Genomic DNA, 14190 nt, shown 5'->3' with positions numbered 1-14190 from the left:
CCGGGCACAGTAAGCATAAAAAGACATATATAAACGAAGTAAAAGACATTATTAACGGATGAGAATAGGAATTACCGTCATACTCGCCTGTTTATTCGCAACCGCCGCCATGGCCCAGAAGCTGGCCCCGGCGGACCGGGCTGCCCTTACACAGCAGGAAGACTCGCTGCGCGCTGTTCATTACGACGTGATCAACGGCAAGATGCAGGAAGTGCGCACCACCCGCAACGACCAGTTCATCCCGGAGCTGGTGAAAGCGCTGAAAACCAAATACTCCTACTACTACCCTTTCGATTCCATCCGCACCATGGCCAGGGTGTATCCGCAGGACAGCTCCTTTCGCATCTTCACCTGGCCGCTGGAGAACGACAACAGCACTTTCCGGCATTTCGGCGTGATTCAGATGAACACGAAAGACGGTTCGCTGAAACTCTTCCCCCTGTTCGACAACTCCGACTTTACGAAGAATATGGACACCATTACCGACCAGAAAGGCTGGTATGGCTGCCTTTATTACGCCATCATACAAAAACATTATTTCAACGCGGAATACTACACCCTTTTCGGCTGGGACGCGAACTCGCAGACCAGTCAGAAAAAGATCGCCGAAATGCTCACATTCAAGAACGGCCAGCCCGTATTCGGCGGCCCTTTCTTTAGTTTTGCCGAAGATACCGTTCCCAAACCCGCACGCAACCGCTTCATCATCGAATACAAACGCGAAGCCGTGGCCGCGCTCAACTATAACCAGGAAATGGACATGATCGTGTTCGACCACCTCATTTCCGAAACGGGCGAAGAATACAAAAAATACACCCTCGTGCCCGACCTGGATTACGAAGGCTTTAAATGGAAAGCCGGCAAATGGGTGCACGTCGAAAAAGTATTCCACGACGCACTGCAACAAGGCAAAGCGCCCGTAGGCGAACCGGTGAATAAATCGAAAGTAGACCTTACGAGGCCGCGAACCGCCGAAGACATCAATGCCGAAACCCTGGAAAAGGCCGCGCAGAAAGGAAAGAAAAAGAAAAAAGATTAACCCTTCTTAATATTAACTTAATACCCGCATACTTGTTATTTACCTACTTTTGGCCGGAATTAGCCGCTACTATCCTTGTCCAAACCGGTAAATAACGATGGATGTACACGCACACATACAGGCATGGATAGATGGCAACGACCGGGCCTTCCGGAATATCTTTGACCACTACTACCCGCGCCTTTATTCAGCAGCCCTTAAGATGAACCGTAGCAGCACCGCGTCGGAAGAGCTGGTGATGAACGTGTTCCTCAACATCTGGAAATACAGGAGCCAGGTACATACCATCCAGGATTTTTCAGGCTACCTCTTCGGCATTCTCAGGAACCAGGTAGTGGCGGCCGCCCGCAGCAAGGTGCTGGCCATGGAAGACATCGATAACATTCCCGCAGCGGCCGCCGGCATCACCCCTCCCGCCGAATTATCCTTCAAGGAACTGGAAACCCGCTACCGGAACGCCGTGAACAGGTTGCCCCAAAAGCAGAAAGAAGTGTTCCTGCTCAGCCGCGACCAGGGTTTCAGTCAACAGGAAATAGCCCGCCAGCACAACATTTCCATCAACACCGTGAACAACCACATTAAGGCCGCGCTGAAGCTCATCCGCGAAGACCTGCGCGATTACCAGTATTTCCTCTTCTTCATCGCCTGCATTCCCCTGCTATATTAACTGAATGTTAACTCTGCTTTTCCCACTAGCTGTTCCTTTCCTTTTACTCCATCTATATATCTGAAACGTATTTACACACATCATGAAAAGACCCGGGGAAGATACACTGATCCGATACTTCAGAGGCCTGTGCACGCCTGAAGAGGCTGAAGCCGTGCAACTATACCTGGCCATGGGGAACGACGAGGATTATGTAAAGCAATGCCTGCAGGAGGCCTGGGGCGATATGTTGCAAACGCCGGGAACGCCCGTGAGCAAGGCGCAGCTGGAAGCCCGCTGGCAGCAGCTGGAAGCGCGCCATATGCACAGCGTGCGGGATGTGCGGAAGCCTTTCAGGCTTACAACATTCATGCGTTATGCCGCCGTGCTGGCCGTACTGCTCACGGGCGCGCTTGTCTTCTATTTATCGCGCCCGCGTCAAACCGCGCAAGCCGGTGCGGAGGCCATATACCAGGCATTTCATGCACCAAAAGGCAAGGTGATGCGGTTGAAGCTGTCTGACGGTTCGCTCGTAAAATTATTCCCCGGCTCGGAGATCAGGCTGGCGGACAATTTCAATGAACAGGAAAGAGCAGTGCAGCTGAAAGGCCGCGCGTTTTTTGAAGTAACGCAGGATGAACAGCGGCCTTTTTCCGTAACGGCCGGCCATCTTTCCACCAAAGTGCTCGGCACCTCGTTTGAGGTGAATACGGACGTGGAGGCCGGCAGCAGGGTCACTTTGCTGGACGGGCGCGTGAGCGTAAGTGATGCTGCCGGCGAGATCGCCACCCTTGATCCTGGCCAGCAGGTATTGTTCAACAAACTCACGCATAAATGGCAGGTGAAACAGGTGAATGCAAAAGATATCGCCGCATGGACAACCGGGGAATTCATATACGAACATGCGCCGCTGCAGCAGGTATTCCGCGATATACAGAACTGGTACGATGTGACCATCGACGCCGATCTTTCCTCCCTCAGGGGAAAAACGATCACGACCAACTTTAAGGACCTGCCGCTGGAACAGGTACTGACCATGATATCCAAAGCATCAGGGCTTCGTTGTACCATCACCGGCAGGCTGGTGCTGGTATCGGAAGAAAAGAAATAAGCATACAATAAGACATATAACTACGGAAAAAATTTATGGGGTTTACTCCATCAGATAACTATTGCCATATGAGATCATCGACGTCAACAAAAATTTACAGAGCGGCTTGTTTGCTGCTGTGCCTGCTGTGCGCATTCCGGGCAGGCGCGCAGTCGCTGGACGTAACATTCAGCCTGAAAGACACGCAGCCTTCCGGACAGCAGATACTGGATGCCATCCGGGAACAAACTTCCTTCCGCTTCACCTATAACGGCGAAGTAAGCAAAAGGCTCGCCGGCAATGTGAAGACCGGCAGTAAACAATTGCGCGTAAAAGAAGCCCTGGAATTGCTGCAGCGCACGCTCAGGATCGGGGCTGAGGCCAACGGGAACTACATTGTGCTGAACCTCCTGCCCGACGTCCCAAACGCGGCGCAGGAAATGCCGGGCGGCCGGTTATCAGGCCTCGTGACCGAAGCGGGAAGCGGGCAGCCGCTGCCCGGCGCGTCCGTACAACTGTCGCAGCTGAAGAAAGGGATGACGACCAGCGAAGACGGGCATTTCCGGTTCGATAACCTCCCTCCCGGGAAATACGACCTGCTGGTATCCTTCGTGGGGTATACCGCCGAAGCCCGGCAGGTGACCGTTAAAGCCGCGCAGGAAACCCGGGCGGACGTTCAGCTGAAAGCGTCGCAGTCCATCCGGGAAGTAGTGGTGGTCGCATTCGGCAATCAAAAGAAGATCACCGTTACCGGCGCGCTTACCACCGTGAAAGGCCAGGACCTTGCCCGCTCGCCAGTACCGGATCTTTCCCAGGCCATGGTGGGCCGCACGTCCGGCATACTTGCGCAACAGGCCGGCGGCCAGCCGGGCAACAGCCAGGTAACGCTGCGCATCCGCGGCGCCAGCACTATCGGCAACCAGGACCCCCTGGTGCTGGTAGACGGCATCGAGCGGCCGTTCAACAGCATCAATGCGGAAGAAGTAGATAATATCACCGTGCTGAAAGACGCCTCCACCACGGCGGTATACGGCATCCGCGGCGCGAACGGCGTGATACTGGTAACCACCAAACGCGGTACGGACGGCGGCCCCAGGGTAACGTTCAACAGCAACTTCTCCCTGCAAAAACCCGTTCGTTTGCCGCAATACGTGAACGCTTACGATTATGCGCTGCTCTATAACGAAGCCCAACTGAACGACAACCCGAACCTTACGCCGGACCAGCTGCTGTTTAAACCTTCGGACCTGCAGCAATACAAAGACGGCAGCGATCCGATCTTTCACCCGGATATAGACTGGATGGATTTTATGATGCGCAAATCCGCCCCGCAATCCAAGAACACACTCAATATCAGCGGCGGGGGCAAAGCCGCCAAATACTTCGTTTCCCTCGGCTACCTCGACCAGGGCGGCCTTTGGAAAGAATTCAACCAGGCATACGGCTACAGCAACAACACCACTTACAAACGTTATAACTTCCGTTCCAATATCGATTTCAACGTTACGCCCACTACCGTGTTCGGCCTGTCGCTCGGCGGCTTTTCAGACAAAATGCACACCGCCGGCAACCCGTTCTACGAGATACAAAGCACGCCGTCCGGCATTACGCCCGGGCTCATCGACGACAAGATCATCATCAATAACAACGTGACCGGCCGCAATCCCTTGCCCAATATCTCCGCCGGGTACGACGATTATTTTGTGAACCAGTTCAACATCACCTCCGACCTTACGCAGCGCCTGGATTTCCTGCTTAAAGGACTTTCATTCCGCGCCAAGCTGGGATACGATTCCGATTACCGCACTGCCATCAGCAAGAACGTAACGCGCGCAAGATATGAGCTGCTGCAGGGCAACGTAAATGGCGTGGAGATGCCGGTGTACAGGCCCATCAACGAAGAGTCCATCGGCGGGGAATCCGCCGCCAGCTTCAGCAACCGCTCCAAACGCATTTACACCGAAGCCGCCCTGCAATACGAGCGTTCTTTCGGAAGGCATAATGTGGGCGGCCTGGTACTCTTCAACCGCAATAAACAATGGTGGACCGGGTATAAATACAATGAAGTGCCCGTGGCCTACCAGGGCCTTGTAGGCCGCGTAACCTACAACTACGATTACCGCTACATGCTGGAATTCTCCGTTGGACGCAACGGCTCGGAGAATTTTCCGCCATGGAACCGCTACGGCACTTTCCCCGCCGTATCCGCCGGCTGGAACATCACCCAGGAACCTTTCATGAAAGCATGGATGGGCAACAGCACCACACTGAGCCTGCTGAAGCTCCGCGCTTCCTACGGCGAAACAGGGAACGACAAATTCATGGCCGGCAACGACCGGTCTACCTACGAACGCTTTATGTACTTCCCTGCTGAATATGCCTTTGTGAACAACAGGGCGCAGTTCGGTGAGGAGCTGCAAAACTACCAGGGTGTAGTGGAAGGAAAGGCCGGCAACCCGGACATCACCTGGGAAAAGGCCGTGAAGCAAAACTACGGCATAGAGTCCGCCTTCTTCGACGGCCGCCTGACCTTCAATTTCGATTACTTCATCGACCAGCGCAACAACATTCTCACACAACCGCCTACCGTGGCGCATGTGGGCACGCAGTTGCAGGACGTGTACAACCTGGCCAGAGTACGCAACCAGGGCTACGAGATACAGGCCGGCTGGAAAGCCACCGCGGGGAAGATCGGTTACTGGCTCAATGCCAATTACACTTTCGCGCGTAACAAAGTGCTGGAGAACGGCCGGCCGGAATCGCCGCAGAACCAGCTGGGCAATTCCCTCAACCAGACCTATGGCCTCATAGCCCTCGGATTTTTTAATACCCAGGAAGAAGCGGATGCCTGGCCGTTGCAATACGCCTCCCGCTCCACTCCCGGCGACGTGAAATACATGGATTATAACAACGACGGCAAGATCAATGAGAACGATTTCGCGCCTATCGGCCATCCCGTATACCCGGAGGTCAACTATGGCATAAGCGGCGGCCTCTCCTGGAAAGGGTTTGACCTGAACATACTCTTCCAGGGCGCCGCCAACGTAAGCCGCGTGCTGTCCGGCTACATGCAGCGCCCCGCCAACCAGTTCGGCACCATCTGGGAAGCGGTGAAAGACGAACGCTGGACGCCGGAGAACGCCGCCAATGCCAAACGGCCCAAGCTCACCGCCACCTATTCCAACAGCACCAACTACCAGAACTCCACGCTCTGGATGCGCGACGGATCGTACCTGCGCCTGAAGAACGTGGAATTGGGTTACAACTTCACCGCCGGGCTGCTCAAAAAAGCGCATATCTCAACAGCCAGGCTGTACCTGAGCGGGCAGAACCTCGTTACCTGGGACAAACTGAAAGTGGTGGACCCCGAACAGCAGGCCAGTAACAGCTTCACCTATCCGCAACTGGAAATATTCAACGCGGGCCTCAACATTCAATTCTGATCACAAATAATTACAGCATATGAAACCGAGCATGGTACAACATAATACGCGGAAGCGAAAATACAGGCCCGGCCTTGTTTTGACAGTCCTGGTGATTTTTGCGGGATATACAGCCACTACTTCCTGCAATAAAGATTACCTGGAAAAGCCTTTTTCCGTGACCTTCAACGAAGACTCTGTATTTACCCGGTACGAGAATGCGTTGAAACTGGTGTACGACATGTATGCCCAGAAACCTTTTTATCTCGATCTGTATGTATCCGCCAGCAGCACCACCCGCCTCGCCGGCTCACTGCTGGATTGCGCTACGGATATGGGTTGCAGTTTCCGTCTGAATGCTAACTACGGCGCGCATAAGTTCAACGCCGGCACAGTGCCCGCTGAATGGCTGTCTAACAACGTACAGGGAGAAGACGTATACAGTAACCATTATATCACCATCCGCAAGGCATTCACGCTGCTGGAAAGGATTGACCAGGTGCCGGATGCGCCCTCTTCCGAGAAAGAACGCATCAAGGCGGAGGCTAAAACGATCATCGCGTTTGAATATTTTGAGCTGATGAAAAGATATGGCGGGGTGCCGCTCGTTACCAAACGCCTGAACCCCACCAAAGACGATGTGAACCTGAAACGAGCGCCCCTGGCCGATATTTACGGGTATATCATCACTCTGCTCGATGAAGCCATTGCATCGCCTTCTTTCGCCGCACATTACGAGGGCCTGGAATTCGGCAGGCTTACCAAGGCCTTCGCCTACGGTCTGAAAGCCCGCGCCGCCTTATGGGTAGCCAGCCCGCTGTTCAACACCGCAACGCCTTACATGTCTTTCGGGGAGAACAATGCGCTCATCTGCATGGCCAACTATGACGCCAGCCGCTGGCAAACCGCGTTGCAATACGCCAAAGACGCCATCAGCTACTGCGAGGCAAATGGCTTCGCAATCGTGAACACACCCGATACGGAAAAGAACTACACCATCTCCTATCAGTACCGTCCCGGCCAGGGAAATACCGAAGCGATATGGGCTACCGTACAGGTCAGCAATCCCAGCATGAACTACTGGCTGCCGCGCGGCACGCCGTTTTCCGGTTACCAGGCCAATATGCCCACGCAGAACATGGTGGAAAAATACCAGAACAGGGACGGCTCTTATGTGAACTGGAACAGCCCTGTGACCACGCCGGCCAATGACCCCACGGCCCCTTACCGCAACCTGGACCCCCGCTTCGCGCAAACCGTGATGTACAACGGCTGCACCGTGTACCCCGGCGCCATATACGATAATTATGATCACGAGGACCCCGCGCTCAGCGGCAAGAACGGCCCCGCCAAATCCAGCTCGCAATTTGCCCATATGATCCGCAAGCACGTGTACGGTTACGAAGACAGGGCATTGACCAAAGTGACCTGGCAGCCGCTGTGCATGCAGATGCGGCTCACCGAGCTGTATCTCATTTATGCCGAAGCTATGAACGAAACGCTGGCTTCGCCCGATGCGCAGGTATTGGAAAAGATCAATATCATCAGGGCCCGATCCGGCATGCCTGGCATCCCCGGCGGCCTGAGCAGGGAACAAATGCGGGAGAAGATACAGAACGAATGGGCCATCGAATTTGCATTTGAAGACTACCGCTTCTTTGACCTGAAACGCTGGAAGCTCGGCAACGTGTTCAAAGGCCCCATCTACGACCTTCACGTCAAAAAAATGAAGAATAACACCACCGTATATACGAAATACAAATTTGAGGACAGGCCTTTCTTTGACTGGTATTACCTGCATCCCCTGCCGCCTTCCGAGGTGAACCTGCAATACGGGCTGGTACAAAATCCTGGTTGGTAACTATAAACTACAAGCAAGCATTACATGAATATGAGGTTATATATTTTTGGACTGGCCGGGCTGTTGCTGGCAGGCGCCGGGAACACGCGGGCACAACAGGTTGAGGACTCTGTACAGGTGGCCTATGGCCGTGTGCAAAAGAAAACGGTCACCTACTCCATCAGCACCGCGGGGCCGGCGGAGATCGCCAATAAATCCGTATACACTACCGGCAACGCCTTGTATGGGCTGCTTCCCGGCCTTACCGTGCAGCAACGCACCGGCGAGCCCGGCAACGACGCGCCGGCTTTTTTACTGCGGGGCGTGAGCACCACCAAAACCAATACGCCGCTGATGATCGTGGACGGTATAGAACGCGACATCAACGACGTGCAGCTGGAAGACATTACCAGCATCGCCGCATTGAAGGACGCCGCAGCCGCCATCATGTACGGCATCAGGGGCGCCAACGGCGTGATCGTGGTGACTACCAAAAGAGGCATCGCCGGCAAGCTGAAGATCAACGCCAAAGTGGAACAGGGCTTTCAAACACCTGTGCGCGTACCGCAATTCGTTTCCTCCGCGCAATACGTACAACTGTATAACCAGGCGCTCCGTAACGACGGCCTCCCCGCCCTGTACACGCCGCAGCAGATCGAAGCCTACCAATCCGGCGACCGCTATTTTTACCCGGATGTGGACTGGCAAAGCGAAATTGCCCGCAACTTCGCTCCCGGCACCAAAGCCAATGTGAACGTTTCCGGCGGCGATAAGATAGCCACCTATTACGTTTCGCTCGGGTATTTCCGTCAGGGCGGCATCTATAAAAACACCGGCGGCAACGAAGGCTATTCCACCAACCAGTTCCTGGACAACATATCGTTCCGCTCCAACATAGACCTTGCCGTGAACCGCCGCTGGTCATTTAGTATGGACATCGCCGGGCGCATCTACCAGGAAAACGCTCCCGCCAGCACCGCTACCGCTATCTGGGACGCTGTATACCAATATCCCTCCCACCTCTTCCCCGTATTCGTGGAAGACGGCGTGTACGGCGGCACCGCGGTGTATCCTGATAATCCCGCCGGCCTCATCCGTTCGAAAGGCTACCGGAAAACCAACAACCGCCTGATCAATACCACACTTTCCACCCGTTACGACCTGGGCGATTTTGTGAAAGGCCTCAGCGCGGGCGCCCGTTACTCTTCCGACAACTTCTACACCAACGTGGAAGGATATAACATGAGCTTTTCCGTGCGCGAGCTGCTCGGGCAGGATGCGGAAGGCAAGCCCATCCTGAGCCCCGCCATCGGTAAGAACACCAATCTCACGCCCATCACCGCCGATGGCAATCCTACCAGCGATGCGCAGGATAAACGCAACACCTTCGAAACATTCCTGGAATATTCCCGCACGCTAGCCAACCGGCACCAGCTGAACGCAACGCTCGTGTACCACCAGGACAGGCTGATCACCGGCGCGCAGAGCCCATATAACTACCAGTTCGTAAGCGGGCGGGTGAACTACGGCTTCAACAACCGTTACTTTGCGGAAATAGGCGCATCCTATAGCGGCACGGAGGCTTTCCCGAAAGGGAACCGCTTCGGGTTCTTCCCCGCCGTATCAGCGGCCTGGCTGCTGTCTGAAGAAAAATTCCTGAAAAATAATCCATACATCAACCTGCTCAAGCTGCGCGTTTCCGCCGGCACAGTGGGTAATTCAGCTGTGGGAGAGCGTTTCAGCGACCGCCGCCAGTACAGCAGCTCCGGCTCTTACAGCTTCGGCAATACCAACGCCAGCCAGAGCGGATTATATGAAGGCGTTATCCCCAACCCGGATTTCACCTGGGAGACCGCGCTGAAATATGATGCGGGTATAGACCTCCGCCTGTTGCAGCACCTCGATGTTTCGCTCACTTATTTCTTCCAGGAAAGGAAAGACATCCTGGTATCCGGATCCCTGCTGCTGCCGGAAATATTCGGCGGCAGCCTGCCAAGCGTGAATGCCGGCATCACCCGCAACCAGGGCTTTGAGGCCAGCCTGTTCTATTCGCAACAGAAAAAAGACTGGGGATACCGCGCGGGACTGAATGTCGGCTACGTAAAAGACAAAGTGCAATACCTGCCGGAAGCGGTACAGCCGTACAGCTACCTCTATAAAGCAGGCCAGCCCGTCAACCAGCCTTACATGCTGGAAGCTGTCGGCTTCTTCAACTCGGAAGACGAGATCAGGAACAGTCCCGAGCAAACTTTCGGCCCTGTAAAACCGGGAGACATCCGGTATAAAGACCAGAACAACGATAACCGCATAGACGGCTACGATATAATACCCATGCAGCATTCCGCGCAACCTGCCTGGAACCTGGGCCTCCTGCTCTCCGTCAGCTGCCGCGGCTTCGATCTCGGTGCCACATTTGAAGCCCAGCTGGGCCGCAGTATTTACCTGGGCAACGAGCCTTACCTGTTCTGGCCCCTATACAACTACAGCGCAAGAATATCCACTTATCCGAAGCAGTTCTGGACGGAGGAAACAAAACAGACCGCTGACTACCCAAGGCTTACTACTATCGAAAATAAGAACAACTACCGACCCTCTTCGTTCTGGTACGTGAATGGCGATTTCCTGCGCCTGCGCTCGCTGGATCTCGGCTATACGCTGCCCGCGGGTTTGCTGGAGCGGATAAAAATAAGCCAGGCCCGGGTATTCGTGCGCGGCATGAACCTCTTCACGCTCGATCACCTGCATTATGCAGATCCCGAAGTACAATCCGGCTACCCGGTAATGAAGTCATACAACGCCGGTATCAGTTTACAATTTTAATCTTATCGCATGCATACTTTCAAAAGAACGATCGTGATAATAGCCGCAGTATTGCTGGCGGCCGGATGTAATTTCACAGATCCGGACAACCTTACCTTCCAGAAAGACATCGATGTGTATACCAATCTCAACAAGCTGACCGCCGTGCTCACACGCGTGTACGACGGCCTGCCGGATGGTTATGGCGACGTCGGCGCATCCTGGCTGGCCGCGGCCTGCGACGAGGCGGAAGAGGTGAACAACCAGGAAGGCATCCAGAACTACAACGTGGGCAACATCTCCCCGTATTCCAATCCGGACGATGTTTGGAGCAAGATGTACCAGGGCATCCGGTTCGCCCATGTATTTTTGCAATCCACCGATTCGCTGGACAGCTGGGAAGCCTACAAATATTCCAATCCCACCGAATATGCCCGCCGAACCGCCCTGGTATCCCAGTACAGGGCCGAGAGCAAATTCCTTATCGCTTTCTTTTATTTTGAACTGGTGAAAAGGTACGGCGGCGTGCCGCTGGTGAAGGAAGCCATCGCCAAAGACACGGAGTGGACGGGCCAATACCCCCGCCGTGCTTTCGCTTCCTGCATAGCGTACATTTCCGAGCTTTGCGATACGGCCGCCAATAACCTGCCGGCTACTTATGACGCAGGCAACTATGGGCGCGCCACACAGGGCGCGGCCATGGCACTCAAAGCACGCGCCTTGTTATATGCCGCCAGCGACCTGTACAACCAGCCCGGCAATGCAGACAGCCTTCGCGGGTATACCGGCGGCGACCGCCAGCAGCGCTGGATAGACGCGGCCATTGCCAACAAAGCCGTGATGGACCTTACGCCGAAATATACGTTCCATGCCACTTACGAAGCGCTCTCGCTGCTAGGCTCCGCGCTCAGCAAGGAGGTGATCTTCGAACGCCGTTATACCGCCAGTAATATTTTCGAGAAGCAAAATACCGGCATCGGTTTCCAGGGAGGACTTACCGGCACCTGCCCTTCCGGCAACCTGGCGGACGCGTACGAACACCTGGACGATGGCCGGTTCGACTGGAACAATCCCGCCCATGCGGCCAATCCCTACAGCCGCCGCGACCCCCGCATGGCCAAAACCATCGTGGTCAACAATTCCACCTTCGGTAAACAAAAATTGCCCGTGGAGCTGTGGACCGGCGGCGTGAACGGCAAACCCCGCGACCGGGCGTCCAAAACAGGTTATTACCTCCGCAAATACATCAACGAAAACCTCGACCTGCAACTAAACGAGACTTCCACCAAACAATGGATCTTCATGCGCCTTTCGGAGATCAGCCTGAACTATGCAGAAGCCATGAACGAAGCCTACGGCCCGAATACAACAGGGCCGGGCACGCTGAGCCTCACGGCGACAGCGGCGCTCAACAGCGTGAGAACACGCGCCGCCGTAAAGCTGCCCGCCGTGGGCGCCGCGGACCAGGCAACGCTCCGCAGCAGGATCAGGAACGAACGCAGGGTAGAGCTTGCTTTTGAAGGGCATCGTTACTGGGATGCAAGAAGATGGATGATCGCAGGCCAGGCCATCGGCGGTACGATCACCGGCGTGAACATCACCCGGAATGCAGACGGCAGCTTTACCTACCAGCCCGCCACCGTGGAAACGCGCGTATGGAACGACAAGCTGTATTTCTATCCCATACCGCAGTCGGAGATCACCGTTTCCCACAACGTGATCACACAGAACAAAGGATGGTAAACGATATTAAATTTTTGCAACTATTTTATATGAAAAGAACAAGCATCATATGCGGCCTCCTGCTTTGCAGCTATGCAGGCCTGCAAGCGCAAACCACGGTCCGTGGCATTGTATATGCAGACGTGAACAAGAACGGCAAACACGACAGAGCTGAAAAAGGCATTCCCAAAGTATCCGTGACCAATGGCATTGATGTAACGCAGACGGATGAAAACGGCGCTTACGAACTGCCCGGCGGCAACGACCAGATCATTGCCGTGATCAAACCCAGCGGTTACCAGGTGCCGGTGAATCAAAGCAACCTCCCGCAATACTACGTGATCAACAAACCCGCGGGATCGCCGGCATTGAAACACCCCGGCGTGGCGCCTACCGGCAAGCTGCCGGCCTCTGTGGACTTTCCGCTGACGCCAGTGAACGAACCCCGGCAGTTTAAAATGCTTTGCGTGGCGGACCCGCAGGTGACCAACGAAAAAGAAGTGGACTACTATCACCGCGGGCTGATCGCGGAGCTGAAAGGCGTGAAGGACGTGGCGTTCGGCATCAGCCTCGGCGATCTTGTATTCAATCATCCCGAGATATTCAGCTCCTACATCAGGGTCACCAGCGAAGTAGGCATTCCCTGGTACAACGTGATGGGCAATCACGATATGAACTTCGATGCCACGGCGGATTCGCTGGCGGATGAATCTTTCGAAGCGCATTTCGGCCCCGCCAACTATGCCTTCAATTACGGCAAAGTGCATTTCATTGTGCTGGACGATGTGCTCTACCCCGATCCCCGCGACAGCCAAAGCTATTGGGGCGGCTTCCGGAAATCGCAGCTGGACTTCGTGGAGAACGATCTGAAATTCGTGCCGAAAGATTACCTGGTGGTGACCGCCTTCCACATTCCGCTGTACGAGCCCCGTACCGGCGGAGACGCTATCCGTAACGAAGACCGTGAAAGGCTTTTCAGCCTGCTGGCGCCATTCGCCAATACGCTCACCATCTCCGGTCATACACATATCCAGAAACAATGTTTCCACACCGCGGAAGACGGCTGGCATGGTCCCAAACCTTATTATGAATTCAATGCAGGCACCGCTTCCGGCAACTGGTATTCCGGCATGCTCGACGAAAACGGTATCCCCGCTTCCACCATGTCCGACGGTACGCCCAAAGGCTATTCCTTCATCACCTTCACCGGCAATCAATACAAGATCAATTACAAGGCAGCCGGTATGCCGGCGGCGCACCAGATAGAGATCAGCGCTCCGAAAGTGGTACAGGTAAACGAAGCTAATTCCGCGGGCATCTGGGCTAATTTTTTCATGGGCAGCGAAAAGGATTCCGTGTACTTCAGGGTGGATAACGATAACTGGAAACCGATGACCTTCGTGGCGGACAAAGCCCCGGAATACCTGCATATACTTGATGAATTCGATTATGCGGACAGTCTGCTTTCCGGCAGAAGGCCCGGCCCGGCAAGCATTTCGCAGCATCTCTGGTTCGCGCCCATCCCCGTTAAAAAGAAGGCGGGAACGCACGTCATCGAAATAAAAGCTACAGACATGTTCGGGCAGACATTTCACCAGCGCAGGCAATACGTGGCGATAGACGGACAATAGC

8 protein-coding genes are annotated in these 14190 nt (G+C 54.8%); all 8 read left to right on the top strand.

Annotated elements, in window-relative coordinates; genetic code table 11:
- The first annotated feature begins 58 nt into the window (after nt 1–58).
- The 8 genes from ACTJIK_RS22015 (at nt 59) to ACTJIK_RS21980 (ending at nt 14189) form a co-directional block, all read left to right on the top strand.
- A complete protein-coding gene (locus ACTJIK_RS22015; RefSeq protein ID WP_440649695.1) occupies nt 59–1039 on the top strand; it encodes a hypothetical protein in 981 nt (326 codons plus the stop codon).
- 97 nt (nt 1040–1136) lie between these two features.
- Entirely contained in the window at nt 1137–1706 is a 570-nt protein-coding gene (locus ACTJIK_RS22010; RefSeq protein ID WP_440649694.1) for an RNA polymerase sigma factor, read from the top strand.
- Between the two features lie 82 nt (nt 1707–1788).
- Nucleotides 1789–2796: a FecR family protein gene (locus ACTJIK_RS22005; protein WP_440649693.1), complete on the top strand. Its 1008-nt coding sequence runs from the start codon at nt 1789–1791 to the stop codon at nt 2794–2796.
- 68 nt (nt 2797–2864) lie between these two features.
- Entirely contained in the window at nt 2865–6218 is a 3354-nt protein-coding gene (locus tag ACTJIK_RS22000) for a SusC/RagA family TonB-linked outer membrane protein (protein ID WP_440649692.1), read from the top strand.
- 19 nt (nt 6219–6237) lie between these two features.
- Nucleotides 6238–8058: a RagB/SusD family nutrient uptake outer membrane protein gene (locus ACTJIK_RS21995; protein WP_440649691.1), complete on the top strand. Its 1821-nt coding sequence runs from the start codon at nt 6238–6240 to the stop codon at nt 8056–8058.
- 24 nt (nt 8059–8082) lie between these two features.
- Nucleotides 8083–10857, top strand: coding sequence for a SusC/RagA family TonB-linked outer membrane protein (locus tag ACTJIK_RS21990; RefSeq protein ID WP_440649690.1), 2775 nt, complete (start codon nt 8083–8085; stop codon nt 10855–10857).
- A gap of 9 nt (nt 10858–10866) precedes the next feature.
- A complete protein-coding gene (locus ACTJIK_RS21985) occupies nt 10867–12579 on the top strand; it encodes a RagB/SusD family nutrient uptake outer membrane protein (protein ID WP_440649689.1) in 1713 nt (570 codons plus the stop codon).
- Between the two features lie 29 nt (nt 12580–12608).
- On the top strand, nt 12609–14189 hold the full coding sequence (locus ACTJIK_RS21980) for a calcineurin-like phosphoesterase C-terminal domain-containing protein (RefSeq protein ID WP_440649688.1): 1581 nt from the start codon (nt 12609–12611) through the stop codon (nt 14187–14189).
- Nucleotide 14190 lies beyond the last annotated feature (1 nt).

Origin of the sequence: Chitinophaga sp. 22620 (assembly GCF_052044405.1) — a bacterium.
GTDB lineage: Bacteria > Bacteroidota > Bacteroidia > Chitinophagales > Chitinophagaceae > Chitinophaga.
Note: the sequence above shows the minus strand (reverse complement) of the source record. Positions and strands in the feature narration are given on the sequence as shown.